General features: G+C 59.5%; 24 protein-coding genes. 11 read left to right on the top strand and 13 right to left on the bottom strand.

The features are described from left to right. The first annotated feature begins 81 nt into the window (after positions 1-81). Positions 82-768: a rhomboid family intramembrane serine protease gene (locus ACR0LF_RS07495; protein WP_480579244.1), complete on the top strand. Its 687-nt coding sequence runs from the start codon at positions 82-84 to the stop codon at positions 766-768. On the opposite strand, the gene murJ is transcribed toward ACR0LF_RS07495, so the two are convergent. The 3 genes from murJ to ACR0LF_RS07480 are packed head-to-tail and all read right to left on the bottom strand — an operon-like array spanning position 769 to position 6,246. Next, positions 769-2,310: a murein biosynthesis integral membrane protein MurJ gene (gene murJ, locus ACR0LF_RS07490; protein ID WP_480579242.1), complete on the bottom strand. Its 1,542-nt coding sequence runs from the start codon at positions 2,308-2,310 to the stop codon at positions 769-771. It lies immediately after the preceding gene. After that, positions 2,307-5,126, bottom strand: a complete 2,820-nt coding sequence (locus tag ACR0LF_RS07485; RefSeq protein ID WP_480579240.1) for a [protein-PII] uridylyltransferase — start codon at positions 5,124-5,126, stop codon at positions 2,307-2,309. The genes murJ and ACR0LF_RS07485 overlap by 4 nt, the downstream gene beginning before the upstream one ends. Continuing rightward, the gene (locus ACR0LF_RS07480) at positions 5,086-6,246 is read right to left on the bottom strand and encodes a penicillin-binding protein activator (protein ID WP_480579238.1); all 1,161 of its coding nucleotides are present in this window, start codon (positions 6,244-6,246) and stop codon (positions 5,086-5,088) included. The genes ACR0LF_RS07485 and ACR0LF_RS07480 overlap by 41 nt, the downstream gene beginning before the upstream one ends. An 88-nt stretch (positions 6,247-6,334) precedes the next feature. On the opposite strand from ACR0LF_RS07480, the gene rsmI reads away from it, so the two are divergent. From rsmI to gshB, 3 genes are all read left to right on the top strand, one after another. Then, on the top strand, positions 6,335-7,192 hold the full coding sequence (gene rsmI, locus ACR0LF_RS07475) for a 16S rRNA (cytidine(1402)-2'-O)-methyltransferase (RefSeq protein ID WP_480579236.1): 858 nt from the start codon (positions 6,335-6,337) through the stop codon (positions 7,190-7,192). 1 nt (position 7,193) lies between these two features. Continuing rightward, positions 7,194-7,565 carry a YraN family protein gene (locus ACR0LF_RS07470; RefSeq protein ID WP_480579234.1) on the top strand — a complete coding sequence of 124 codons (372 nt, stop codon included), beginning with the start codon at positions 7,194-7,196 and terminating at the stop codon, positions 7,563-7,565. A 61-nt stretch (positions 7,566-7,626) separates the two neighbouring features. After that, positions 7,627-8,559 (top strand): glutathione synthase, encoded by a 933-nt coding sequence (gshB, locus tag ACR0LF_RS07465; RefSeq protein WP_480579232.1) that lies wholly within the window; start codon positions 7,627-7,629, stop codon positions 8,557-8,559. On the opposite strand, the gene ACR0LF_RS07460 is transcribed toward gshB, so the two are convergent. From ACR0LF_RS07460 to cobU, 4 genes are read right to left on the bottom strand one after another with little or no spacing between them, the layout of a single operon-like run. Then, positions 8,556-10,070, bottom strand: a complete 1,515-nt coding sequence (locus ACR0LF_RS07460; protein ID WP_480579230.1) for a YifB family Mg chelatase-like AAA ATPase — start codon at positions 10,068-10,070, stop codon at positions 8,556-8,558. The genes gshB and ACR0LF_RS07460 overlap by 4 nt on opposite strands. Before the next feature lie 47 nt (positions 10,071-10,117). After that, on the bottom strand, positions 10,118-11,002 hold the full coding sequence (locus ACR0LF_RS07455; RefSeq protein ID WP_480579228.1) for a glutathione S-transferase: 885 nt from the start codon (positions 11,000-11,002) through the stop codon (positions 10,118-10,120). A gap of 58 nt (positions 11,003-11,060) precedes the next feature. Continuing rightward, the gene (locus tag ACR0LF_RS07450) at positions 11,061-11,639 is read right to left on the bottom strand and encodes a histidine phosphatase family protein (RefSeq protein WP_480579226.1); all 579 of its coding nucleotides are present in this window, start codon (positions 11,637-11,639) and stop codon (positions 11,061-11,063) included. Further along, positions 11,636-12,157 (bottom strand): bifunctional adenosylcobinamide kinase/adenosylcobinamide-phosphate guanylyltransferase, encoded by a 522-nt coding sequence (cobU, locus tag ACR0LF_RS07445; protein WP_480579224.1) that lies wholly within the window; start codon positions 12,155-12,157, stop codon positions 11,636-11,638. Before cobU ends, ACR0LF_RS07450 begins: the two co-directional genes overlap by 4 nt. Positions 12,158-12,256: 99 nt before the next feature. Here cobU and ACR0LF_RS07440 point away from each other — a divergent pair, with 99 nt between their 5' ends. From ACR0LF_RS07440 to ACR0LF_RS07415, 6 genes are all read left to right on the top strand, one after another. Beyond that, positions 12,257-13,135, top strand: coding sequence for an RNA polymerase factor sigma-32 (locus tag ACR0LF_RS07440; protein ID WP_480579222.1), 879 nt, complete (start codon positions 12,257-12,259; stop codon positions 13,133-13,135). Beyond that, complete coding sequence (locus ACR0LF_RS07435) at positions 13,132-13,956, top strand: ChaN family lipoprotein (RefSeq protein WP_480579220.1); 825 nt, start codon at positions 13,132-13,134, stop codon at positions 13,954-13,956. The genes ACR0LF_RS07440 and ACR0LF_RS07435 overlap by 4 nt, the downstream gene beginning before the upstream one ends. Before the next feature lie 63 nt (positions 13,957-14,019). Then, entirely contained in the window at positions 14,020-15,216 is a 1,197-nt protein-coding gene (gene coaBC, locus ACR0LF_RS07430; protein ID WP_480579218.1) for a bifunctional phosphopantothenoylcysteine decarboxylase/phosphopantothenate--cysteine ligase CoaBC, read from the top strand. A 15-nt stretch (positions 15,217-15,231) separates the two neighbouring features. After that, positions 15,232-15,687 (top strand): dUTP diphosphatase, encoded by a 456-nt coding sequence (gene dut / locus ACR0LF_RS07425; protein WP_480579216.1) that lies wholly within the window; start codon positions 15,232-15,234, stop codon positions 15,685-15,687. After that, on the top strand, positions 15,687-16,736 hold the full coding sequence (locus ACR0LF_RS07420; RefSeq protein ID WP_480579214.1) for a HesA/MoeB/ThiF family protein: 1,050 nt from the start codon (positions 15,687-15,689) through the stop codon (positions 16,734-16,736). The genes dut and ACR0LF_RS07420 overlap by 1 nt, the downstream gene beginning before the upstream one ends. A 75-nt stretch (positions 16,737-16,811) precedes the next feature. Then, positions 16,812-18,827 (top strand): M3 family metallopeptidase, encoded by a 2,016-nt coding sequence (locus ACR0LF_RS07415; protein ID WP_480579212.1) that lies wholly within the window; start codon positions 16,812-16,814, stop codon positions 18,825-18,827. Positions 18,828-18,829: 2 nt separating this feature from the next. Here the strand turns inward: ACR0LF_RS07415 and ACR0LF_RS07410 are convergent, their stop codons facing one another. From ACR0LF_RS07410 to ACR0LF_RS07385, 6 genes are read right to left on the bottom strand one after another with little or no spacing between them, the layout of a single operon-like run. Then, positions 18,830-19,762 carry a 2-hydroxyacid dehydrogenase gene (locus ACR0LF_RS07410; protein WP_480579210.1) on the bottom strand — a complete coding sequence of 311 codons (933 nt, stop codon included), beginning with the start codon at positions 19,760-19,762 and terminating at the stop codon, positions 18,830-18,832. A gap of 15 nt (positions 19,763-19,777) precedes the next feature. Next, positions 19,778-20,917, bottom strand: a complete 1,140-nt coding sequence (rodA, locus tag ACR0LF_RS07405; RefSeq protein ID WP_480579208.1) for a rod shape-determining protein RodA — start codon at positions 20,915-20,917, stop codon at positions 19,778-19,780. Beyond that, entirely contained in the window at positions 20,914-22,863 is a 1,950-nt protein-coding gene (gene mrdA / locus ACR0LF_RS07400; RefSeq protein ID WP_480579206.1) for a penicillin-binding protein 2, read from the bottom strand. Before mrdA ends, rodA begins: the two co-directional genes overlap by 4 nt. Next, entirely contained in the window at positions 22,860-23,396 is a 537-nt protein-coding gene (locus ACR0LF_RS07395; protein ID WP_480579203.1) for a rod shape-determining protein MreD, read from the bottom strand. The genes mrdA and ACR0LF_RS07395 overlap by 4 nt, the downstream gene beginning before the upstream one ends. Further along, complete coding sequence (mreC, locus tag ACR0LF_RS07390) at positions 23,389-24,291, bottom strand: rod shape-determining protein MreC (RefSeq protein ID WP_480579200.1); 903 nt, start codon at positions 24,289-24,291, stop codon at positions 23,389-23,391. Before mreC ends, ACR0LF_RS07395 begins: the two co-directional genes overlap by 8 nt. Positions 24,292-24,349: 58 nt before the next feature. Beyond that, on the bottom strand, positions 24,350-25,396 hold the full coding sequence (locus tag ACR0LF_RS07385) for a rod shape-determining protein (RefSeq protein ID WP_480579197.1): 1,047 nt from the start codon (positions 25,394-25,396) through the stop codon (positions 24,350-24,352). Between the two features lie 155 nt (positions 25,397-25,551). Between ACR0LF_RS07385 and ACR0LF_RS07380 the strand changes: the two genes are divergently transcribed. After that, positions 25,552-26,337 (top strand): 23S rRNA (adenine(2030)-N(6))-methyltransferase RlmJ, encoded by a 786-nt coding sequence (locus ACR0LF_RS07380; protein ID WP_480579194.1) that lies wholly within the window; start codon positions 25,552-25,554, stop codon positions 26,335-26,337. Positions 26,338-26,422 lie beyond the last annotated feature (85 nt).

The raw sequence follows: 26,422 nt of genomic DNA, 5'->3' as shown, positions 1-26,422 counted from the left end.
GGAACTCCCGTCTGGAAAAATCAACCCCCGTCGCTTACCCATGAGGCACAGGGACGTCAACAGCCGCGAAAGGCCAGCCCAATGAGCAGTGAGCATTACACACCCGCCGTGAACCCGTTGCCGCCCGTTGTCGTGGCACTGGTTCTGTTCATTATGGGTATTGAACTGGCCTTCACGCTGGGATCGCGCGGCCTGATCGGAGGGCCAGCAGCTGTGGGCTGGCGGCTGGATGCGATCGACAGCTATGGGTTTTTTGTCAGCCAGTTTGATCGGATGCTGGCAACCGGCGACTGGCAGATTGCCTATTTGAAACGCCTGCTGACATATCCTTTTGTTTCGGTCAATTTCACACAGGCGGTGTTTGTCTGTGTCTTCGTGCTGGCCATGGGCAAGATGGTTGGCGAAGTGTTTGGCGGCTTTCCGATGTTGCTGATTTTTGTCCTGTCCGGCGTGGGCGGGGCGGTGATCTATGCCCTGATTTTGGGGCCGGGCACCTATCTGATCGGTGGCTTTCCGTCCGTCTATGGCTTGATCGGGGCGTTCACATGGTTGCTGTGGCGCAAGCTTTCACTTGTTGGCGAAAATCAGGCACGGGCGTTCAGCCTTATTGCCGTTTTGATGGGCATTCAGTTTCTGTTCCGCCTGCTCTTCGGAGGCGCCCCGGATTGGATCGCCGATCTGGGCGGGTTCGCCACAGGTTTCGCTTTGTCTTTCCTGGTGGCGCCGGGGGCCTGGGCCCGGATCGTCGGGCGCATCCGGCGCGACTGATCAGGAACGCCGCAAGGCGCGTTTGAACTCTGACAGTTTGAATGCGTTCAGAACATGACCCAGGCAGAAATACGAAGTCGCCGCGACACTGATCAGGAGCAGCAGCGCCAGATAGCGCCAGCCGGGAATGTCCAGCGTCCATCCGAACAGATGAATGGCCACATACAAAATCGCGCCCATGCCGATCGAGGACAGCACGATCCGGCCCGCGCGCCTTTTGAACCGGTCATCGAAACGCGCCTCTTCCCCCATGTTCCGCGCCCCGAGGGCCAGCAGTACGACCATGGCCCAGCCCGCTGTTGACGCGGCAATCGCTGGGGCGATCCAGCCCACCAGAGGGAAAAGACCAAACGCAAGGGCTGCGTTCACGACCATTGCCACAACGGCATAGCGGAACGGTGAGCGTGTATCCTCACGCGCGAAATACAGAGGTTGCAGCAGTTTTTGCAGCATGAAGGCGGGCAGGCCGATGCCATAGACCGCAACAGCCAGTGCCGTTGCAGCCGTATCTTCTGCGCTGAACTGCCCACGTTCGAACAGGACTGAAACCAATGGGTTGGGGATGATCAGGAACGCCACGGTTGACGGCAGGGTCAGCAGCAACATGAATTCCCCGGCACGGGAAAAGGCGTTGCGAGCCCCCTCTTTGTCGTCCGCGCGCAGGCGGCGGGACAGGTCCGGCAGCAGAACAATGCCGATGGCGATCCCGACGACACCCAGCGGAAGTTGGTACAGGCGATCTGCGGCAAACAGCCAGCTCACGGCTTTTTCGGTCTTTGACGCCACCAACTGCCCGACCACAAGATTGACCTGTGTGACCCCCATGGCCAAAGCGGCCGGTACGGCGATGCGGACCATCCGGCGCATTTCGGGCGTCAGGTGGGGGCGGCTGGGGCGGATGCGGATACCGGCGCGCTCGGTCGCCACCCAGACCAGCGCCAATTGCGCGACACCTGCGACCGGAATAACCGAGATCAGCCAACGGATCACCTCGCCGCCAGACATGGCCCCGACGATCAGAGCAGTGCAAGCAAAGATGTTCAACAATACAGGCGCTGCTGCCGCCGCCGCAAACCTTCCAGTAGCGTTCAGAACTCCGGAGAACAGGGCCGCCAGAGACATGAACAGGATGTAAGGGAACACGACGTACCCATAATCCACGGCCAGATCGAACCGCTCATCACCATAAAACCCTTCGGCCGTTAGCCACACTAATCCCGGCATGAAAACCATGGCCAGTCCGACAAGCGCCAGAACGGCCACCGCCAGAAGGTTGAACGCATCCTGTGCGAACCCTTGGGGGTTCTCGTCCGCCTCCAGCCTTTTGGAGAACATGGGCACAAAGGCCGCGTTGAAAGCCCCTTCGGCGAAAAAGCGGCGGAACATGTTGGGCAGTCTGAAGGCCGCGACAAAGGCGTCCATCACCGGCCCGGGGCCGATGAAAGCGGTCAGCAGAATTTCCCGCAGGAAGCCAAGAATTCGGCTGGCCAATGTCCAAAAGCCAACCGTGAACAGGCCCGAAAACAACCGGATTTGCTTCATGAGGCAGCACGCTCGGCACCTTCGGTTATCGCCTTGCGCAGCCTCGCCTCAAGACTGCGCTGCTTGCTTTCCGAATGGTATTTCAGGCCGAACATGTCCTTGACGTAAAACGTATCCACCACCTGCTCGCCATAGGTCGCAATCACGGCATTGGCGATATAGACATTCGCTGCGGCCAGGGTCCGTGCCAGATCGAATAGCAGGCCAGGGCGGTCACGGGTGTCCACCTCGATGATCGTGTAGATTTCAGAGCCGTCATTGTCGAAAGTAATATGCGTCGGCACGTTGAATGCGCGTTCGCGTTTCTTGATCTTGTCGCGCGATTTCAGCGCGTCCCTGGCCACCACCTCGCCGCGCAGCGTCTTGTGGATCATCTGGGTCAGGCGGGGCAGTCGAGAAGCTTCGAACGGGTGTCCTTCGGCGTCCTGAATCCAGAACGCATCCGTTACATAACCATCTTTCGTTGTATAGCTGCGGGCATCCACCACATTGGCACCCACAAGGGCCAGCGCACCGGCGATGCGGGAGAAAATTCCGGGGTGATCGCCCATCGCGAAACAGGCCCGGGTCGCGTCACGATCCTCGTCCGGTTCCAGGCGGATCTCAGTTGCCCCGGGGTCGCCGCTTTGTTCCAGCGCGCGCAGCATATCCGCAAATTCGACATGCGTTGCCAGATTCAGACCCTGCCAATAGGGGTCATAGTGACGTCCGGTCTCGGTCTTGAGATCGGCCTTGGACCAGGTCGACAATTCGGCGCGCAAGGCTTTCTTGGCCTCGGCCCCGCGATTGGCGCGGTTGAGGTCTTCCATCCCGGTTTCCAGCGCTCGTTTGGTTTCCGCGTGAAGGGCGCGCAACAGCGTGGCTTTCCAGTTGTTCCAGGTGTTCGGCCCAACGCCGCGAATGTCGCAGACGGTCAGTACGGTCAACAAATCCAGCCGTTTGACCGTTTGAACGGCTTTGGCGAAATCACGGACGGTGCGGGGGTCTGAAATGTCGCGTTTCTGCGCCATGTCGGACATGAGCAGGTGATAGCGCACCAGCCATTCCACCGTTTCCGAATCCGTTTTGTTCAGGCCCAACCGTGGGGCCACTTTACGCGCGATCTGTGCGCCCAGAATCGAGTGATCCTCGGGGCGGCCTTTTGCTATGTCATGCAGCAGCAGCGCGACATACAAAACCTTGCGGTTGACCCCGCGTTCGAGGATCGAGGACGCAAGGGGCAGGGATTCAATCAACTCTCCGCGTTCGATCTGGGCCAGGTTGACGATGCACTGAATGGTGTGCTCGTCCACCGTATAGCTGTGATACATGTTGAACTGCATCATCGCCACGATGTGCTCGAACTCGGGCAGGAAAGCGGAAAGAACACCCAGTTCGTTCATCCGGCGTAATGCACGCTCCGGGTTGCCGTGTTTCAGCATCAGATCCAGAAAGATGCGCTGAGCCTCTTTGTCGTTGCGCATTCCGTCGTCGATCAAATGCAGATTTGCCGTCACCAGACGCATGGCATCCGGGTGGATCAGCATCCCTGTGCGCAAACCTTCCTCGAACAGACGCAGAAGGTTCACTTTGTCCGACAAGAATTTATCCGGGTCACCCACGTCCAGTCGACCGTGAACAACCTTGTAACCCGCTTTGACCCGTGGGCGACTGCGGAAAATGCGCTCCAGTAGGGGCGCGCCTTTCATGTGCAGCGCTTCAAGCTTGGTCAGAAAGATCCGCGTCAGTTCACCCACTCGGGTGGCTTCACGGAAATAGCGTTGCATGAACACCTCGACCGCGCGGCGACCGGCGCGATCTTCGTAACCCATGCGCGCCGCAACCTCGACCTGCATGTCAAATGTCAGCTGTTCCGTGGCGCGACCCGTCACCAGATGCAGATGCGAGCGCACGGCCCAAAGGAACTCTTCGGCCTGAACGAAGGTCTTGAACTCTTCCGGAGTGAACAGGCCCAAAGGCACAAGTTCGGCCACGTCCTGAACGCCATAGACATATTTTGCGATCCAGTAGAGCGATTGGAGGTCGCGCAAGCCGCCCTTGCCCTCTTTCACATTGGGCTCGACCATGTAGCGTTCACCTTGTTTCAGGTGCCGCTCGTCCCGTTCTTTCAGTTTGGCCTCGATGAATTCGCGTTCGGTTCCTTTGAACAGCTCAGTCTTCAGGCGTTGGTCCAACTCGTCCGCCAGTGCCTTGTCGCCTGCCAGATAGCGCTGCTCCAACATGGCCGTGCGGATCGTGAAATCATCGGTGCCCAATCGAAGGCAGTCTTTGATTGTGCGCGAGGCATGCCCAACCTTCAGGCGCAGGTCCCAAAGAATGTAGAGCATCGATTCAATGACGCTCTCGGCCCAAGCCGTGATTTTGTAGGGGGTGAGAAACAGCAGATCGACATCCGAAGACGGTGCCATTTCCCCGCGTCCGTATCCGCCAACGGCCAAAACGGCGATCTTTTCGCCTTGCGTTGGTGTCGCCAATGGATGCAGACGCGTGCTGGAGACCAACATGGCCGTCCCGACCAGTTGATCCGTCAAATACGTATAAGAACGGGTCAGTGCGCGTGAGTCGAACGGGCGTTCTCCGAACGCATCGGCAATGGCCTTGCGACCGGCCTTTTGAGCGTCGCGCAGAATACGCACGGTTTCCGAGCGCATTTTACTGTTGTCAGGGCAGATTTCGAACGCTTCAGCCAACGCATCATTGACGCTGGCGCCGTCAAATATGTCCTCGGCAGGGCAGATCAGGGCACCTTCAGGCGCCGTCGTCACGCCCGGCCGCTCAGAAACCGGCACCAGAGAAGCTTTGTGGGGCAGGGTCAATCACAACCACCTGTTTGTTCTGGATCGTGGCAACGGCCAGACCGCGTTCGTTGGTGCCGTCCGGACGCAGGCGGAAGATACCACCAACCCCCTGGAAACCGGCGTTCTGTGTCAGGGCTGCGGCTGTCAGGGCGTCGGACTTGCCCTGGCTGACCAAAGCGCCGATCGCCGCTATGCCGTCATAGGCCAAACCGCTGATCGGATGAGGCGCTTCGCCATACGTCGCGTTATAGCGTTGACGGTAGGCTTGCGCCTTGGACGGGTCGGGCAAAGCGAACCACCCCCCCTGCACACCCGGCAGTTCCAGCGTCTGCGGTGGGATATCCCAACGTGTCAGGCCGATGAACTGCGTGGTCGCCGGCGAAACTCCGGCCTCAGGTAGCAATTGCGTGAACAGCGGCAAAGCACCTGCCGTGGTTGCCGTCATGAAGATCGAGTCTGCGCCGGTCGAGTCCACAGTGGCTTTGACGGTGGGCACCGAGTTGATAACGCCCTGTTGTGACCGGTCGTAGGCGACGGTCCCCGCGTTGTTGACCCGGCTGTTTGCCAGCGCATTGGCGATTGCCGCTTGGCCCAGTTGCCCCGCAGCGTCATTGCTGTGCAGGATCACCATGTTGGATTTGCCCTGTTTGCCCGCATAGTTGACCAGCCGGTTCGCCGTATTATCAAAGGTCGGTCCCAGCACAAACACGTTGCCACCTGCAATGCTTGTATTGTTCGAGAACGACAGGACGTTGACGTTTTTATTCAGAACCGCCAACCCGGCTGCATTTGCTGCCTGGGCGTAGACCGGACCGACAATGATTTTCGCCCCTTCTGCGACGGCTTGTTGGGCCACCGCTGTCGCGGTGCCCGGATTGCCCGCCGTATCATAGACGCGCAGGTCAATCTGGACGTTCGGCAGATCGGACATTGCCAGACGTGCCGCATTCTCAAGGCTCTGCGCTAGTGCGGCGTCGCCCGAACGGGGCACCAGCAGTGCGACCGGAACCGGATTGGCCGTGTTGATCGAGGGTCCACCCCCAAGGCCGCCGGGTTCACAGGCGGCCAGAAACGCGGCGGTTGTCAGGGCTGCGACGGCTTTCGCCAGCTTGCTTACGGGCTTGCAAACGGTAAACATCTAAATGAAAACTCCCTGGTCCGGCGGCTGTGAATGCTTCTGTTCTGTCGAGCCGCGATAATAAACGTCACGCTGTGAGGGTCCAGCTTTGAATTTCCAAAAGATCAGATTGGCTGCGGGCCTGTATTTTGTTGCCACTCCGATCGGAACCGCGCGCGATATTACGCTCAGAGCGCTGGATGTTCTGGCTTCGGCCGACGTGATTGCGGCAGAAGACACCCGGAGTTTGCGCCGGTTGATGGAGATTCACGGCATCCCGCTGGAGGGCCGCCGTATCCAGGCCTACCATGACCACAGTGGAGCGGGCGCACGTGGCAAGCTCATGGATGCGTTGGCGCAGGGACAATCGGTTGCCTATGCTTCCGAGGCGGGTATGCCGCTCATTGCTGATCCGGGCTATGATCTGGGCAAGCAAGCGGCAGAAGCCGGGCATATGGTGACATGCGCCCCTGGTGCCTCCGCCGCCGTGACGGCCCTGACATTGGCGGGCCTGCCGACGGATGCTTTCTTTTTTGCGGGTTTTCTTCCCAATGCATCCGGCGCGCGTCGGGCCCGGATCGAGGCTTTGAAAGACATTCCCGGCACTTTGGTTTTTTACGAATCTCCGAAACGGGTTTCCGCCAGCCTTTCTGATCTGGCCGATGGCTTGGGGGCTGACAGGCAAGCCGCGCTGTGTCGGGAACTGACCAAAAAATTTGAAGAAATCCGTCGTGGACGTCTGGGTGATCTGGCTTCGGAAATTCAGGACAAGTCGGTCAAAGGCGAAATCGTCCTGTTGGTGGACCGCAGTCATTCGCAAAGCGTTAACGAATCCGACGTAGAAGAGGCTTTGAAACGAGCTTTGGAAACCCACTCGGTTCGGGACGCAGCGGATCTTGTTTCGGAAATGTATGATCTGCCGCGCCGACCGATTTATCAGAAAGCTCTGAAACTGGGAAAGGGATGACATGGGTCGGCGGGTAAATCAGGGATCGGTTTCCTATCATGCCGGGCAAGCGGCAGAGCTTCGGGTTGCCACGGATTATGAACGCCGGGGTTATTCCATTGCGCATCGGCGCTGGCGCGGCGTGGGTGGCGAAATCGATCTGATCGCACGGGACGGTGAGGGGCTTATCTTCATCGAAGTCAAGAAAAGCAGCAGTTTCGACAGGGCCGCTGCCCGGATCAGCCGCAGGCAAATTGATCGAATCTATGCGTCAGCCGCGCAGTTTCTGGAAAACGAGCCAAACGGGCAATTGACCGATGTCCGCTTTGATGCAGCGCTTGTGGATGGTTCAGGTTCTGTTCAAATCCTCGAAAACGCCTTCTGTGACGTCTAAGCCCCATTGAACCCAAGGACCTGCTGGGCCATGTATCTGGCGTGAAACTGAGGGACACGTCATGAAAATCGCCTTTCAAATGGACCCGATCGGGGCCGTGGACATCAATGCCGACAGCTCATTCCGTTTGGCGGAAGAGGCGCAGGCGCGCGGGCATTCGTTGTTTTTCTACGGACCGGATCAACTGGCCTATCAGGAAGGTCGCATCACGGCACGTGGCCATGACATGACGGTGCAGCGGGTTGCAGGCGATCCGGCGATACTGGGTCCGGAGCGTGAAGTTGATCTGGCCGATTTCGACGTGGTTTGGCTGCGTCAGGACCCTCCGTTCGACATGCATTACATTACATCGACGCATTTGCTCGATCGTCTCAAGGGGCAGGCGCTTGTGGTGAATGATCCGTTCTGGGTGCGCAACTATCCTGAAAAACTGCTGGTGCTGGATTTTCCCGACCTGACCCCGCCGACGACGATCGCGCGCGATCTGCAAACGATCAAGGCGTTCAAGGAAAAACACGACGATATCATTCTCAAGCCGCTTTATGGCAATGGCGGTGCAGGTGTGTTCCGTCTGGATGCCAGTGATCGCAACCTGACGTCTCTGCATGAGCTGTTCACGGGATTCTCGCGCGAGCCTCTGATCGTGCAAAAATTCCTGCCGGATGTCAGCAATGGCGACAAGCGGGTGATCCTGGTGGATGGTGAGCCTGTTGGTGCGATCAACCGGGTTCCTGCCGCAGGCGAAACGCGGTCCAACATGCATGTCGGGGGCCGCCCGGAAAAGATCGGGCTGTCAGAGCGTGATCTTGAGATCTGTGCTGCGATCGGACCCTTGCTGAAAGAAAAAGGTCAGATCTTTGTCGGGATCGACGTTATCGGCGACTATCTGACCGAAATCAACGTGACCTCGCCCACCGGTATTCAGGAGCTGGAAAGGTTCGACGGCGTCAACATTGCCGAGAAGATCTGGCTGGCGATCGAAGCCAAGGCCTAAGCCATGACCCGGGCGCTGATCCGAAAGCTCAGCGCTTCGGCCACATGTGGTTTGCGAATGTCGGGCGCACCGTCCAGATCGGCGATGGTGCGCGCCACCCTGAGGATGCGGTGGAAAGCGCGAGCCGACAGGCCAAACCGGTCCGCTGCCTTCAGCAAGACCTCTTTCCCTTCGGAATCGGGTGTTGCGATCTCTTCCAGAACCTTACCTTCTGCGTCTGCATTTTGACGCAGGTTTGGGGTGTCCCGAAACCGGTCCGCCTGAATGGCACGGGCGTTTTCAACACGCGCCGCGACCGTCGCCGAACTGTCGCCGGAAGGGGGCAGATCCAGATCGGTGAAACCTACGGGCGGCACTTCTATCCGCAAATCAAACCTGTCCATCAACGGCCCTGAGATGCGGTTCAGATAGTCTTCGCCACAACCCGGAGCACGCGAACAGGCGCGCGAGGGGTCGGTCAGGTAGCCACATTTACAAGGGTTTGCGGCGGCCACCAGCATGAAGCGGCAGGGGTATTTCACGTGGGCATTGGCGCGCGCCACCATGACCTCTCCGGTTTCAATTGGCTGACGCAGGGTCTCCAGAACGGTGCGTGGAAATTCCGGGAACTCATCCATGAACAGCACACCGTTATGGGCCAATGAGATTTCACCAGGTTTGGCGCCTTTGCCGCCGCCGACTATGGCAGCCATCGAGGCGGTATGATGTGGCTCGCGAAACGGGCGTGTGCGATTGATTCCGCCTTCGTCCAGCAACCCGCACAGAGACTGGATCATCGACGTTTCCAAAGCCTCGACAGCCGTCAAAGGCGGCAAGATGCCCGGCAGTCGCGCCGCCAGCATGGATTTGCCAGAGCCCGGAGTGCCGATCATGATAAGGTGGTGACGCCCCGCCGCGGCAATTTCCAAAGCGCGTTTGGCGCGTTCCTGCCCTTTTACATCGCGCAGATCCCGCGCGTTGGGGGCCAGGTTCACCTCACCGGGTTGCGCCGCCGGAAGGGGGGATTGACCCGAGAAATGGCGAACAACATCGCCCAGAGATCCCGCGCCAATCACTTGCGTGGCATCGACCCAGGCCGCTTCGGCGCTGGAGGCTTTGGGGCAAAGCAACATGCGATCATCAGAGGCCGCTGTCATGGCTGCAGGCAGGGCACCGACCACGGGCACGAGAGAGCCGTCGAGCGATAACTCCCCCAATGCTACGGTGCCCTCGGCGGCATCGGCGGGAATGATCTCGAGCGCTGACAAGAGCGCAACAGCGATGGGCAGGTCGAAATGGCTGCCTTCCTTCGGCAGATCGGCAGGGGACAGGTTGATGGTAATCCGCTTTGAGGGCAAAGCGATGGCCATTGCGCTCAGCGCGCTTCGTACACGATCGCGCGCCTCGGACACGGCCTTGTCGGGAAGGCCAACAATGGAAAAGGCTGGCAAGCCGGGAGAGACGGCACATTGCACTTCGACCGGGCGGGCATCGACCCCTTGAAAAGCAACGGTGTGGGCACGGGCGACCATGGCAGTCCTGTTCTTGGTTAACAGAACGTTGCTGCCATGGTTGTGGTTTAAGAGTCGTTAACGGCCGCGCGCAATGCAGCAAATTTGGGCCACGCCCCCGGGTCGGCGACGGTTTTGTCGCGGCAAAATGGGTTACAAAACCCCCAGAGTTGGCCGTCCAGCTTCAGGAAATCTGTCACCGGGTCGCCGGAATAGGGGCAAGCTTCGTTCAGGGATGGTCCATTGGGGACCGGTTTGGCGGTTGATGTCCCCCCGACAGGCCAGGGTTCGGTCGGCAAGCCTTGCGGATAGGGAAAGGGATCGTATTGAACGGTCAATCCCATGGCGCGCCATTGTCTGACGATCGGGTCTGACAGCAATTCCATGCAATAGGCCCGGTTCGTCTCTGACACCGGCAGCCCATATCCGATGATCCGTGCTGCGACTGGCGTGTAGAAAACATCTGCCAGTGAATAAGCGCCAAACAAGGGGCCGTGATTTGCGCCGGATACTGTCCGTGCATGGGCCCAGAGAGTCTCAATCCGGGCGAGATCTGCCAAAATCTCATCTGAAGGTTTGAAGCCTTGCCAAACGTGCAGCAATTGCATTGGGCATGCGCCGCGCAGGGCACCAAACCCTGCAACCATCTCGGCACAGAGCCAGCGGGCGGTTGCCCGGGCAGCAGGGTCTGACGGCCACAGCCCGGCACCGGGGTGGCGTTCGGCCAGTGTTTCGGCCATGGCCAGGCTTTCGCCGACAACTGTTCCATCTGGCAGGCGCAATGCGGGAACCAGTCGGGCCGGAGCAAGCGGCTCCATGTCCTGTGACATGGTGCCCGAATACAGGCCGATCATGTGGCTGCGATAGGGCAGGTTGAACTTGTTGAGCATCAACCAGCCGCGCATCGACCAGCTGGAGAAGAGGCGGTCGCCGATATACAAATCATAAGTCATACGCGGACGATGCAGAAGTTTTGCGGCCTGGTAAAACAGTGATTTGTGCGGGGCCTGTTCACGGAAGGTGATTGATCGTGCCGACCGACCAGGTGTCACCTTCTAAAGCGATGTCTGTCACCGACAGGTTGTCGATCCTGTGCGAGAAAGTCTGTTGCCCATCCAGATCAAGAGCGCGTTGTACCTGAGTAAGGATCACACCGAAATGCACAACGATCACCAGATCGCGGCCCGTGTGCGCGCCCACAAGCGCGTCAATTGCGGAATCGACCCGATTGCGGACGTCGTTCCAGCTTTCGCCTTGCGGCGGTCGAACATCGCCGGGGTTGTCCCAATAGGCAAAGGCCAACTCCGGATCCTCGGCTTCGATTTCGGCAAATCCGCGCAGCTCCCAGCTGCCAAAATGGATCTCCCGCAGGTTCGGGTTGTGCGGCAGGCGGCGGCGTTGGCCCTGTATGGCCGAGGCCGTGTCGACTGCACGCGACAGGTCGGACGAGATCACAAGCGCTTCGGACGGCAAATGGTCGTGCAATCGTCGAAGGGCGGCAGTGTCGCTAAGGTCGGCAGGCAGATCGGACCAGCCGACCATGGTTTTTGCATGGGTCGGCCCGTGCCGGACAAGGTGCAGGCGGGTCACGGCAATTGTCCTTTCAGAACCAGCGGCAGCCCGGCGGTGACCTGCACCACACGATCTGCCTGCGCCGCAAGCGCAATGTTCAACCGGCCCTGCGCCTCGCGGAACCGGCGGGCGAGGGCGTTGTCCGGAACGATGCCATGGCCTACCTCGTTCGACACGATCACGATCTGGGCCGGGCACGCGCGCAGCGCGTCGAGCAGGGCCGTTTGTGCCGTCTCAAGGTCGTTTTCTGCCAGCAAGTGATTGCTTAGCCACATGGTGGCGCAGTCTATCAGGCAGATCTGATCGGGGGATAGCCCGGCCAGAGCCGGTCCCAGATCCAAAGGCTCTTCAACCGTGGTCCAGCCGCCGCCACGTTGTTTCAGGTGGCGGTCGATTTTCTGTCGCATCTCGTCATCAAACACTTGTGATGTCGCAAGGTAAACTCGGCTTTTTTCTGCAGAAACAACAAGTTCTTCGGCGAAAACCGACTTGCCCGACGCGGCCCCGCCCAGAATCAAGGTTAAATCTGGCGACACAATTCTTACCTATAGTTGATCCGATTGGTGCTGTTTTGCGTAAAGGTCATAGGTCGGCAAAGCAAGTCCGACCAGCGCCGGCAAACAGGGGAGAGTTTTATGGCACTGGACAATGCGACGGACTTTTCGATGTCCCGGCAAGCGATGAAGGCCGAGCTGCTGGATGCGGAAACCGAACTGAAACTGGCATACGCCTGGCGTGATGAGCGTGATGAAAAGGCTCTGCACCGGCTGATTACAGCCTATATGCGATTGGCCATCTCGATGGCGGCCAAATTCAAACGCTATGGCGCGCCGATGAACGACCTCATTCAAGAGGCCGGTCTGGGCCTGATGAAGGCAGCAGACAAGTTTGATCCGGATCGGGGTGTGCGCTTTTCGACCTATGCGGTTTGGTGGATCAAGGCGAGCATTCAGGATTATGTGATGCGGAACTGGTCCATGGTTCGGACGGGGTCCACGTCTGCTCAGAAGTCGTTGTTCTTCAACATGCGGCGTGTTCAGGCCCGGCTGGAACGCGAAGCTGCCACCGAAGGCCTGGATTTGGACCGCCATCAGTTGCATCAGATGATTGCTACGGAAATTGGCGTGCCACTGCGTGATGTCGAGATGATGGAAGGGCGTCTGTCTGGTTCGGACTTTTCCCTCAACGCGGTTCAGTCGGCGGATGAAGACGGTCGCGAATGGATCGACGCCTTGGAGGATGATCGCGAACAGGCCGCCGAAGCGGTCGAGCACAGCCACGATACCGAACAATTGCGCGAATGGTTGCTGACAGCGATGAACGCGCTGAATGATCGTGAGCGGTTCATTGTGCGCGAACGCAAGTTGCGGGAACCTGCGCGGACATTGGAAAGCCTTGGCGTGGAGCTGGGTCTGTCCAAGGAACGCGTACGACAGCTTGAGGCCGCTGCCTTTGTGAAAATGCGCAAAAACCTTGAAGCCCAATCGCGTGAGGTGCAACACTTCATCGCATGAAACATCTTGCGATTCTTGTGTGTGTTCTGGGCCTTACGGTTGCGGCAGCGCGACCGGGACAGGCGGCAGATCCTATTCCTGACGATGCGATATCCGCGATGCAGGGTGCGGACGTGGTGATTCTGGGCGAAGTCCACGACAACCCAGCGCATCATCTTGTGCAGGCCGAAGCGCTTGAGGCAATCTCGCCCTCGGCCGTCGTCTGGGAAATGGTCACCGAAGAGGGTGCGCAACGGCTTGCACAAAAAGCCGTGTCCAACCCGGAAGAGCTGAGCCGTATTTTGAAATGGGCTGAAAGCGGATGGCCGCCACTCAGTATGTATTACCCTGTTTTTGAAGCTTCTAGCGCACCGGTTTACGGGGCCATGGTTCCGCGTGCTGCCGCGCGGGCTGCGATGGAACGCGGGGCTGCCACGGCGCTGGGTGCGGATGCGGCGCGTTACGGTCTGACCGTGCCTTTACCGGCTGAGGAGCAGGCCGCGCGTGAGGCCGACCAGATGGCCGCGCATTGCGATGCCATCCCGGCTGAGATGTTGCCACAGATGGTTGCAATCCAACGCTTGCGCGATGCCGTTCTGGCCCGCGCGGTGTTGCGGGCGATGGAGGAAACCGGCGGGCCGGTATCGGTGATCACCGGAAACGGCCATGCGCGTAAGGATCGGGGTATCCCAACCTATCTTGCGCGCCTGGAACCGGGGTGGAAGGTGTTGGCGGTTGGGCAGTCCGAAGACGGCATCATCGACGGCGAATTCGATATCGTTATCGACAGTCCCATGATCGAACGCGAAGACCCCTGCGCGGCGTTTCAGGTTCAGAATTAATGGCTGGAACAACCCGCTGGCCTTGCCTAATGTCGGGGCCGACCGGGACAGGAAGGGCTGAACATGCTGTCATCCAAACGCATTCTGCTGATCATCGGTGGCGGGATCGCGGCCTACAAGTCGCTGGACCTGATCCGCAGGTTACGTGAACGTGGCGCGGCCGTGACCCCTGTAATGACGCGCGCAGCGGAAGAATTTGTAACGCCTCTGTCCGTGTCTGCCCTGGCCGGGGAAAAGGTCTTTCGCGATCTTTTCGATCTGACCGATGAGGCCGAGATGGGGCATATTCAGCTTTCACGCTCTGCTGATCTGATTGTCGTGGCCCCTGCAACGGCGGATCTGATGGGCAAGATGGCCGGCGGGCTGGCCAACGATCTTGCATCGACCCTTCTTATGGCCACGGACACGCCCGTTCTGTGTGCGCCCGCGATGAATGTCCGGATGTGGGATCACCCGGCAACGCAACGCAACCTCGCCCAACTTCAAGCGGATGGTGTGCAGTTTATCGGCCCAAACGAAGGCGACATGGCTTGTGGTGAATACGGGCCGGGCCGCATGTCCGAGCCACTGGAAATTGTCGCGGCGGTTGAGGCTCAACTGACGGCAGGCCCGTTGATGGGCAAACGTGTATTGGTGACTTCCGGCCCGACGCATGAGCCGATTGACCCGGTGCGGTACATTGCGAACCGATCCTCCGGGGCGCAGGGTGCCGCCGTGGCGCGGGCGCTGGCGGATTTGGGGGCCGAGGTGATCTTTGTAACAGGTCCTGCTGACGTTCCTCCCCCCTCAGGTGTGCAGGTCGTACCGGTTGAGACGGCGCAACAGATGTCGGACGCGGTCGTTGCCGCTCTGCCCGTTGACGCGGGTGTGTTCGCTGCCGCAGTCGCGGATTGGCGTGTGGCCAGTGCATCGGACAAGAAACTGAAGAAAAGCCGGGATGGACTGCCGGTTCTGGAATTTGCGGAAAACCCGGACATTCTGAAACGCGTATCCCGGATGGACGAAGGCCGCCCGCCGCTGGTGGTTGGCTTTGCCGCCGAGACGGACAATGTGGTCGAACATGCCACGGCCAAGCGCCTTCGCAAAGGCTGTGACTGGATCGTCGCCAATGACGTGAGCCCGGCAACAGGCATCATGGGCGGGTCCGAGAATGCGGTGATACTGATCTCGGACAGCGGAGCCGAGGAATGGCCCCGTCTGAGCAAGGATGAGGTGGCCCGGCGACTGGCGGCAAAGATCGCAGACGCGTTGACAGGCTGAAGGAAAGGCAAAGGCATGGTTGCAATTCGAGTGATCCGTGAAGACGGGGCAGACCCCGCCGTGGCGCTTCCGTCTTATGAAACATCCGGAGCCGCTGGCGCGGACGTGCGCGCCAACCTGCCCGGTGGCACCCCGATCGTGTTGGAACCCGGACAGCGGGCGCTTGTGCCGACCGGTCTGCGCATCGAAATTCCGCAGGGGTATGAGGTGCAGGTCCGCCCTCGGTCCGGTCTTGCGCTGAAACACGGGATCACGCTGCCCAACGCGCCGGGCACCATCGACAGCGATTATCGCGGGCCCTTGGGCGTGATCGTGATGAATGCCGGTCAGGACCGGTTCGAGATTACCCATGGCGAGCGTATTGCACAGCTGGTGGTCGCACCGGTCGTGCAAGCCACTTTTGAACTGGCCGAGCAATTGGGCGAGACCGGTCGCGGTGCTGGCGGTTTTGGCTCAACCGGTCGCGGCTGATGCTGCTGGTTCTCATTCTGGCTGCTGGACTTTGGGGGGTAGGTTATATCGCCGGCACGTCCAAAACAGCGCGTGTGGTTTCGGTGAGTGTGCTGTTGGCGGGGGTGATCCTTTCTCATCTGATCTTGCCGGACGGACATTCGCTGCGACAGGCGACAGGTGGCTCGGCTGCCATGTGGTTGATCCTTGTGGGTTTCGCAGCCATCGTTTTGATGTATGGCAGAGTGCTGAAAGCCCTGCGCAATCGCGCAGGGTCAGCTTCAGACCAGGAACCCGCCATGTCCACCGACCGATTTACCGAGACCGAGCTGGACCGTTACGCCCGTCATATCGTTTTGCGCGAACTGGGCGGACCGGGTCAGAAAAAGCTGAAACAGGCGCGGGTTCTGGTGATTGGTGCGGGTGGTTTGGGTGCCCCGGCCTTGCAATATCTGGCAGCTGCGGGTGTGGGCACGATCGGTGTCATCGACGATGACGTCGTCGAGAACGCCAACTTGCAGCGGCAGGTTATTCACCGCGATGCGGATATCGAAATGCCCAAGGTCTTTTCTGCCCAGCAAGCGATGGAGGCACAAAACCCGCATGTCGTGGTTCTGCCCTATCACCGCCGGTTGAACGATGAGATCGCGACCGATCTGTTTGCCGATTTCGATCTGATCCTTGATGGAACCGATAATTTTGAGACCCGCTATCTGGCTAATCGAACCGCCGTCGCGCTGGGCAAACCCCTGATCTCGGGGGCCTTGTCGCAGTGGGAAGGGCAGCTGAGTGTGTTTGACCCGGCCAATGGCAGCCCCTGCTATCAGTGCATATTCCCCGAGGCCCCAGCCCCCGGTCTGGCCCCGTCCTGTTCCGAGGCCGGAGTGATCGGCCCGCTGCCGGGCGTTGTCGGGTCGATGATGGCGGTTGAAGCGATCAAGGTGATCACGGGCGCAGGCATGGCGCTGCGCGGCGAGATGCTGATCTATGACGCGCTGTATGGTGAAAGCCGCAAGATTACACTGACTCGTCGCGACGATTGCCCTGTCTGCGGTACAGCAAAAGATTAACCTTTCTTTACGCCGGTTGGGGGTTCTGGAACATCCGGCCATGGCGACATAGCTATTGGGTCAAAGGAGATCCGCATGACCAACCCGATCCTGACCAACTGGACCACCCCGTTCGAAATCGCGCCTTTTGCCGATATTTTGGATGATGATTTCTTGCCCGCTTTGGAACAGGCGATGACGGCGCATAACGCTCAGATCGACGCGATTGCGGTAAATCCCGAGGCAGCGACATTCGCCAACACGGTTGAAGCGCTTGAGGCCGCAGGTGAGCAACTGGACAAGGTGATGTCGGTCTTTTTCACCGTTGCAGGTGCGGACAGCAATCCCAAGCGGGAAGAGCTACAGCGGGAGTTTTCACCCAAGCTATCGGCACATTTTTCGGGCATTTCCTCGAACAAGGCGCTGTTCAAACGTGTGGCCGACCTTTGGGCACGGCGCGATGATCTGAACCTGACCGAAGAACAAGCCCGCGTGCTGATGCTGACCCATCGCGGTTTCGTGCGCGCTGGCGCGGCGCTGGAAGGGGGTTCTGACGCCCGGATGCAAGAGATCAAGTCGCGGCTCGCCTCGTTGGGCACGTCCTTCACTCAGAATCTTTTGGCGGATGAGCGGAACTGGTTCATGGACCTGACCGAAGAGGATCTGCAGGGCTTGCCGGGTTTTGTCGTGGATGCAGCCCGCGCTGCGGGGCAGGAAAAACAGGCCGAGGGGCCGGTGGTCACCCTGTCGCGGTCGCTGATTGTGCCGTTTTTGCAATTCTCGCCTCGTCGGGATCTGCGCGAAAAGGCCTATCGCGCCTGGGCTGCGCGCGGTGCCAATGGGGGCGAGACCGACAACCGTGACATCGCGGCTGAAATTTTGGCCCTCCGCGAGGAACGTGCCAAGCTGTTGGGCTATGACAATTTCGCCGACTACAAGCTGGAAACCGAAATGGCGCGCACGCCGGACCGTGTGCGAGAGTTGTTGATGCAGGTGTGGGAACCGGCCAAATCCCGCGCAGATGCCGACGCGGAAATCCTGACGCAGATGATGCAGGAGGACGGCATCAACGGCCCGCTGGAAGCCTGGGATTGGCGTTACTACGCCGAAAAGCGGCGCAAGGCTGAACATGATCTGGATGAGGCTGCCCTGAAACCCTACCTGCAATTGAACCGTATGATCGACGCGTCTTTTGCCTGCGCAAACCGCCTGTTCGGTTTGGAGTTCAAGCCATTGGACGTGCCTCTCTATCACCCTGATTGTCGGGCTTGGGAGGTCACGCGCAACGGGCAGCACATTGCCGTTTTCATCGGTGACTACTTTGCACGGGGGTCTAAGCGGTCTGGTGCGTGGTGCAGCGCGATGCGGTCGCAGGCGCAGTTCCCGAAAGATCAGGCGCCGGTTGTTATCAATGTCTGCAATTTTGCCAAGGGTGATCCGGCGCTGCTGTCTTATGATGATGCGCGGACATTGTTCCATGAGTTCGGCCACGCCCTGCACCAGATGCTGTCCAACGTGACATATGAAAGCATCTCCGGCACCTCGGTTGCGCGCGATTTCGTCGAACTGCCCAGCCAGCTTTATGAACACTGGCTGGAAGTGCCCGAGGTTTTGGCCGAGTTTGCCACACATGCCGAAACGGGCGAGGCGATGCCGCAGGAAATGCTGCAAAAGGTGCTGAATGCCGCCAATTTCGATCAGGGGTTTCAGACGGTGGAATATGTCGCCTCGGCCCTCGTTGATTTGGCCTTCCACGACGGTGAGGCACCGGCAGATCCGATGGTTAAACAAGCCGAGGTTCTGGCCGACTTGGGGATGCCGCAGGCCATCGGAATGCGCCATGCCACGCCCCACTTTGCCCATGTCTTTGCAGGTGATGGCTATAGTTCGGGTTACTACAGCTATATGTGGTCCGAGGTGATGGATGCCGACGCCTTCGCCGCCTTTGAAGAGGCGGGCGGAGCCTTTGATCCTGAACGGGCCAAGGCGCTGGAGGATAACATCCTGTCCACTGGCGGTTCGCGCGAGGCCGAGGACCTGTATCTGGCGTTCCGGGGTCGATTGCCGGGTGTGGAAGCCTTGTTGAAAGGCCGTGGCCTGATCGCAGCCTGAATTCAGTAGCCCAATTTGCGATCCACCAGGTGAACAAAGGGCTCACCAGCCTCACCCCGTCGGATGTTTTCGCAAATGACCTGCGCGGCTGTAACCGGGCGGGTCTCGGACGCGATGTGAGGCGTCACAGTCACGTTTGGATGCGCCCAGTATGGATGGTCTTCGGGCAGGGGCTCGACGCGAAACACATCCAGAGTAGCGTGACCGACTTGCCCAGCGTTCAGCGCATCCAGCAGCGCGTCGTCATCGATCAGCGGCCCGCGCCCCGGGTTGATGATCTGCGCACCTTTGGGCAGCACAGCCAGCGTTTCGGCATTCAGTGCGTTTACCGTAGCAGGCGTATCAGGCAGTAACAGCACGACGATCTCAGCCTGAGAAAGCGCATCGCGCAGCCCGTCGGGACCATGCAAACAAGTCACACCGGGAATTTCCTTGGCGGTGCGGCTCCAACCCGTGACCTGAAAATTCAGCGCTGCCAAAGCGCGGGCCGAGGCTTCGCCCAAGGCGCCAAGACCTAGGATGCAGACCTTGCGCTCAGTAGCGAGTGGAGGCGCGTCCGGGGTCCAGACACCATCCTGCACAGTGATATGTTGGTCCATCCCCAGATGATAGCGAAGCACGTGGCCCACCACCCATTCAGTCATGCCTTGCGTCAGCCCGTGATCCACCATCCGCGCCAGCGGGACAGTCAGTGTTTCGTTATCCGCGATTTTTTCGACTCCGGCCCAAAGGCTTAGCACCGCCTTCAGGCGCGTATAGGGTGAGAAATCCAGCAACCCGCCATTTGGGGCATAGATAACGTAATCGACCTCATCCGGTTCAAACTCGGTTCCAAGCTGCACGTCCACACCTGCCTCATCAAGATATTGCGTCAGCAGCGGTTGATACACAGGCCAAAGGGCAGGGCGCGCGGAAAACAGGACGTTTACGGGCATCGAAGACCTTTCAGATTAACGGGGACGGTGGATATGGGCGCTTTGAACGATGCCGAACGCGGCCATCAGAACCAACATGGCCGAACCGCCATAGCTTACCATGGGCAGTGGCACGCCGACAACTGGGGCCATGCCCATCACCATCGACATGTTGACTGCAAAAAACAGGAAGAAGTTCAGCGCGATGCCCATTGTGACCAGCGACGAAAACCGGTCCTTGGTTGCCAGCGCCGTCACCATGCAGAACAAGAGGATCAAGGCATAAAGCACCAACAGCGTGATGCCACCGACAAATCCGAACTCTTCCGCGAGGGTCGTGAAAATGAAATCGGTGTGTTTCTCGGGCAGGAAGTTCAGCCGGGATTGCGTGCCTTGCATGAACCCACGCCCGTTCCACCCTCCGGAGCCAAGGGCGATCTTGGACTGGGTAATATGATACCCGGCCCCCAGAGGATCGGTTGAGGGGTCCAGAAACGTGTCGATCCGGCGGAACTGATAGTCCTTGAGCAATTGCCACTCGGTCCCGCGGCTGTTGAACACGGCGGCAATCAGGCCCACGACGGCTGCAATGACGGCAGCAAAATAGGCCCAGTGGACCCCCGCCAGAAACATCAACCCGCCACCAGCGGCCAACAGCAGGATCGACGTGCCCAAATCCGGTTGTTTCAGAACCAGAAGGGTGGGCAGGATGATCAGAGCCACCGGAATAAAGACCCATAGCGGCCGGGAAGTCTTATGCGATGGCAGCCAGTCGTAATAAGCCGCCAGAACCATGACGAGCGCGACCTTCATGACTTCTGAGGGTTGCAGGCGCATGAAACCAAGGTCGATCCAGCGTTGCGCCCCCATGCCGATGGTGCCGAACAGTTCAACAAACACCAGCAAAGCGACCGAGCCCAGATAGGCCAGTACGGACATGTTGCGCCAGAACCAGATCGGAACCAGTGCAATGATGAACATCGCCGTCAGCCCTAGCCCGAAACGCTCCATCTGTGGTTCGGCCCAGGGTGTCCACGACCCGCCCGCGACCGAATACAGCATCAGAAACCCTGCGCTGGCCGTGCTGATCAGCAGCAGGGTCAGCGGCCAGTTCATATACAGAAATTTACGAAACCCCGACGGCGTGGATTTGACAGCGTATTCAAGATAGCTCATGCGCGGTCCTTTCCGTCAGGACGCGCTTTTGGACGCCGGTCGCCCTCGAGCCGTTTTTGCTGTTCCTTGATCCGGTCGCGGTCGCCGGTGGGGTACGCCTCGAGCGGCGGGGTGCCGTTGTAAAGCGCCTGAAGCATGATGTCCCGCGCGACAGGGGCCGCAGCTTTGGAGCCGCCGCCTCCATGTTCAACGACGACAGCAATTGCGTATTTTGGCTTGTCATATGGTGCAAAGCTGACAAACAGCGCGTGGTCGCGGCGTTCCCAGGGCAGGTCCTCGTTGCGGATCACACCGGCTGCGCGTTCGGCTTTGGTGATGTTTCGCACCTGACTGGTGCCGGTTTTTCCTGCCATGCGGAAATCATCCGCGATGATCCGGCTGCGATAGGCCGTGCCACGACGATCGTTTGAAACGGCCCACATCGCCTCGCGGATGTGTTTGAGGTTGGTCGGGCTGATTTCAAGCGGGTCGCCCGCACCGCTGGGCTGTTCAATACCGTTGATAGACCGTACCAGCCGAGGCGCGACAGCGCGTCCGGTGGCGATCCGCGCGGTCATCACAGCCAGTTGCATGGGTGAGGCGAGCATGAATCCCTGCCCGATGGACGCGTTGGCAGTGTCACCAATAAGCCATTCCTCGCCATGGACCCGTTGCTTCCATGCCTGATTGGGCGCCAGTCCGGCGCGCACGGCGGACATGGGGATGTCATGCTTGATTCCCAGACCAAGCGTGTTGGCCATCGCAGAGATTTTGTCGATGCCGACCTTGATCGCCACATCGTAGTAATACACGTCGCAGCTGCGTTTCAGCGATGTATTGAGGTCCACCATGCCATGGCCACCGCGCTTCCAGCAGTGGAAGCGGCGGCTGCCAACCTTCAGGTGGCCCGGGCAATAGACGGTGTTGCCGGGACCTATGACACCCGCCTCAAGCGCGGCCAATGCAGTAACCATCTTGAAGGTCGAACCCGGCGGGTAAGTGCCCTGCACCGTTTTGTTGGCCAGAGGGCGGTACTTGTCCTGCGTCAGGAATTGGTAATCCGCGACCGAGATTCCGCGCACGAACAGATTGGGGTCGAAACTGGGGGCCGAGGCCATCGCGCGCAAATCGCCGGTTTCGCAATCGATGACAACGGCAGCAGCGCTTTCTCCGGCCAGACGGGCCTGTGCATATTGTTGCAGGTCCGCGTCGACGGACAATTGCAGGTCGGCTCCGGGCTGGCCTTCCTGCCGGTCCAACTCGCGCATGACACGACCGGTTGCGTTAACCTCGACGCGTTTCGCACCGGCTTTGCCGCGCAATGAGATTTCCTGTTTCGCCTCAAGACCCACCTTACCGATCTGAAACCGGGGAATTCGCAAAACAGGCTCGGGGTCTTCGATCTGGCTGAGGTCGTAATCACTGACCGGGCCGACATAACCAACGATATGCGCGAAATCCTCATAGCGCGGGTATTGCCGTGTCAGGCCCACCTCGGGCGTTACACCCGGCAGGGCCGGTGCGTTCACGGCGACTTTCGATATATCTTCCCATGTGACCTGATCCGCCAGCGTGACCGGCAGGAATGGGGCCGAGCGGCGCATCTCGGTCTGGGCGCGCTCAATCTCGTCGTCATTTAATGGGATCAGTTCCGACAGTTTGGCGATCACTTTGTCCACATCGCCTGCGTCTTCGCGCACGATGACGATGCGGTATGAGGGTGAGTTCTGACCGATGATCTGCCCGTTGCGGTCATAGATGCGTCCACGGGTCGGCGGGATCAGGCGTATATTGATGCGGTTTTCTTCGGCCAGCAAGCGGTATTCATCAGCCTGATCCACCTGCATGAACCGCATCCGTGCGGCCAACCCGCCAATGAAAGCCGCCTGCAATCCGCCCAGCAGCAGAGCTCTGCGTGGCAGACGTTTGTAGGCAAGGCCTTGCGATTTGGGTTTGCGCTGCTTCATGCCCGGCTCCCGACGGCACCGGCATCCGCAGCAGTCATGCGACGGACGCCGAATACGCTTTGGCTCAGCAGAACGATGGCCGGGTAGAACGCAATTGTCAGTACAAGTTGAATCACAACTGGCAACAATGCGGTCTGTGGTACGGACAAGACCGACAGAACAACTCGGTTCATCAAAAAGACCGCAATGATCACCACGCCGACGGACATCCATTCCCCAGCAAAACCCGAATCCCGCATTCCCGGGGCGGCCGAACGCAGATAGGCGGCGCCGAACACAACCAGCGCAGCCAAAAGACCGGGCGGGCGCTGCAACAGAAGGTCTGCCATCAGCATGACTAGGGCAATCAACAGGGTCGGGACATAGTCGGGCCGACGCAACACCCAGGCAAAGGTCAGCACGATCAGAACGTCAGGAAATGGCCAGCGATCCGGCTGAGCATCCAGCGGCAGCAAATGCAGAAACAAAACGACGAAAGCCAGCGCCACATAGAGGCCGCGCATGGCCCAGATATGCGAGGTGGGCTTATCCATCGCTCACCTCATCCGGGACAAGGGCTGCCTCGGGGCGAGTGGGTCCAACGATCCCACCCGGATCCTGAATGACTGGGGCCGAATGGAATCGCAGAACGCGTAGAAACTCGAGCCGTTCAAAATCCGCCGACAAGCGGACGCGCAGGCGACCGCCCGGGTCCGCGGCAATCTGGCCGATCAGCAGACCGGCCGGAAACACGCCACCGTCGCCGGATGTGATCACACGGTCGCCGGGGCGAACCAGTTCCCGGTTCTCAAGGAATTCGACAACCGGAGCTGGATTGTTGTCCCCTTTGATCAGCGCGGTCTGACCAGAGGGTTGAATGGTCGCGGGAATGGCGCTGGTGGCATCCGTCACCAGGATCACCCGGGCAGTGTCGGGGCCGACGCCCGATATCCGCCCGACCAGCCCGATGCCATCCATCGTGGCCCATCCGTCGACGATTCCGTCACGCTCGCCCACATTCAGCAAAACGGACTGCCGGAAAGGCGATCCGCTGTCTGCCATCACAACACCGGTGATATAGGTGAGGCGTGGATCAAGGCGGACATTGTTCAGGTCCAGCAGCCGCGCGTTTTCCTGCTCCAATTGCAGCGCAGCCTCTTTCCAGGCGCGCATCAGGCGCAACTCGCTGCGCAACTCGCGATTTTGTTCACTCAGGCGCTGATAGCTTTGGAAATCGCGCACAAGGTTCACAGTGGCGGTCACAGGGACCATGGCCCATTCCATTGAGGGAACGACTGCGTCCACCACCTGGGCGCGGAACCGTTCCACGCGGGGGCTGTCAATTCGCCAGACCAGAAAGATCCCCAACAAGCACAGGATAACGATCCCCAGCAGCAAGCGCCGCAAGGGGGTAGTATAGTCATCGCGCTGTGATCGGTCTTTTGCCACAGGTTACCTTCCCGTGCTGCTCGTGCCGAAGTTACCCTATTTTCAAAGGGTGCGCGCCTTAGCTTTCGTAGTCAATCGCGTGGCGCAGCTGTTTTTCGTATTCTAGCGCCTTGCCGGTGCCCAAAGCCACACAATTCAGGCTTTCATCGGCAATCGACACGGCCAGACCTGTCTGTTCGCGCAGAGCCAGATCCAGATCACCCAGCAACGCCCCACCGCCGGTCAGCATCACGCCCCGGTCCACGATGTCCGCCGCCAGATCGGGCGGGGTTGTTTCCAGAGCGGTCATCACCGCCTCGCAAATCTGCTGGACGGGTTCGGACAGCGCTTCGGCGACCTGAGCCTGGCTAATCTCGATTTCCTTGGGCACGCCGTTCAACAGGTCGCGACCCCGGATATGCATCGACTGACCACGGCCATCGTCAGGCATACGGGCGGTGCCGATGGTGGTCTTGATCCGCTCGGCGGTGGACTCACCGACCAGCAGGTTCTGCTGACGGCGCAAGTAAGAGATAATCGCTTCGTCCATCCGGTCACCACCCACGCGGACAGAGCGGGCGTAAACGATGTCACCCAGCGACAGAACGGCGACCTCGGTTGTACCGCCACCGATATCAACGACCATGTTGCCGGTCGGGTCGGTGATCGGCATACCGGCTCCAATCGCGGCAGCAATCGGCTCGGCAATCAAACCGGCGCGGCGTGCACCAGCGGACAGAACGGACTGACGGATCGCGCGTTTCTCAACAGGTGTCGCGCCATGAGGGACGCAGACAATGATTTTCGGTTTCGAAAAGGACGAGCGTTTATGCACCTTGCGGATGAAGTGCTTGATCATTTCCTCGGCGGTGTCGAAGTCGGCGATAACGCCTTCGCGCATCGGGCGGATGGCTTCGATCGATCCGGGGGTCCGGCCCAACATCAGTTTGGCGTCTTCGCCAACGGCCAGAACCTTTTTCACGCCGTCCTTGACGTGATAGGCAACAACCGACGGTTCAGACAGGATAACACCGCGCCCCTTGACGTAAACCAGCGTGTTCGCCGTTCCAAGGTCGATGGCCATGTCCGCTGTGAACAGGCCGCCCAGATTGCCAAAGATCCCCATGTTTCCCCTGATCCTGTATGTCGGTTTTTCTACTGCCCGCGACTCGACGGTTCCGGGACGGATGACTTATAGGGTGCCAACACGCCCGGTAAAAGGGCTGATTCCGCGACAATCAGCACCTTTCCGCCTTATTGATTGGGACTTTAGAAGGCAAAATGCTCTCTTATCAACACATTTACCACGCGGGTAATCTGGCTGATGTACAAAAGCACGCTTTGTTGGCGTGGATGCTGAATTATCTGACCCAGAAGGAAAAGCCGCTCAGCTACATCGAAACGCATTCCGGGCGTGGGTTGTATCGGTTGGATGCGACCGAGGCCGTGCGAACCGGCGAGGCGGCTGCCGGAATCGAAAGGGCCGAGCGAGAGGTTTGGTTCGCGCCGCAACATCCTCTGTCACGCGCCCTGAACGCGGTACGGGCGCAGCATGGCGATGCGGCTTATCCCGGCTCACCCATGATCGCGACCAGTTTGCTGCGGCCTCAGGACAGTCTGCATCTGGCGGAACTCCATCCGCAGGAACACGCCGCTCTGACGGCCACAGTTTCCAAGCTTGGGGCGAAGGTTTACCGGCAGGACGGGTACGAGCTGGCACAGTCTCTGCTGCCGCCGACGCCACGACGGGGAATGCTGTTGATCGATCCCAGCTATGAGGTGAAGACGGACTATGATCGCATTCCGAAGCTGATCGCCAAGCTGCATCGCAAGTGGAATGTCGGGGTCATCGCCCTGTGGTATCCGGTGCTGACGGATGGGCGGCATGAGCCGATGGTGCGGGCTTTTGCAGCGCTGGGTTTGCCGAAAACCGTGTGCCATGAGGTTCGGTTTCCATCCGCGCGCGAGGGGCATCGGATGATCGGATCGGGTATGTTTATTCTGAACGCTCCGTTTGGGATCGAAGCGGAAACCGAACGTCTTTCAGCGTTGTTTGCCAAACTTTAGGGTCAGGCCCTGACAGGACCGTTTCTCCCGCCCCGATTGCCCGCATCAAAGATGCCGTCAATCGAGTTGGGCCCGGCACCGCGCC

Source organism: Ruegeria sp. E8 (assembly GCF_056533985.1).
The sequence above is the reverse complement of the archived record's forward strand: the minus strand, read 5'-3'. Positions and strand labels throughout refer to the sequence as shown.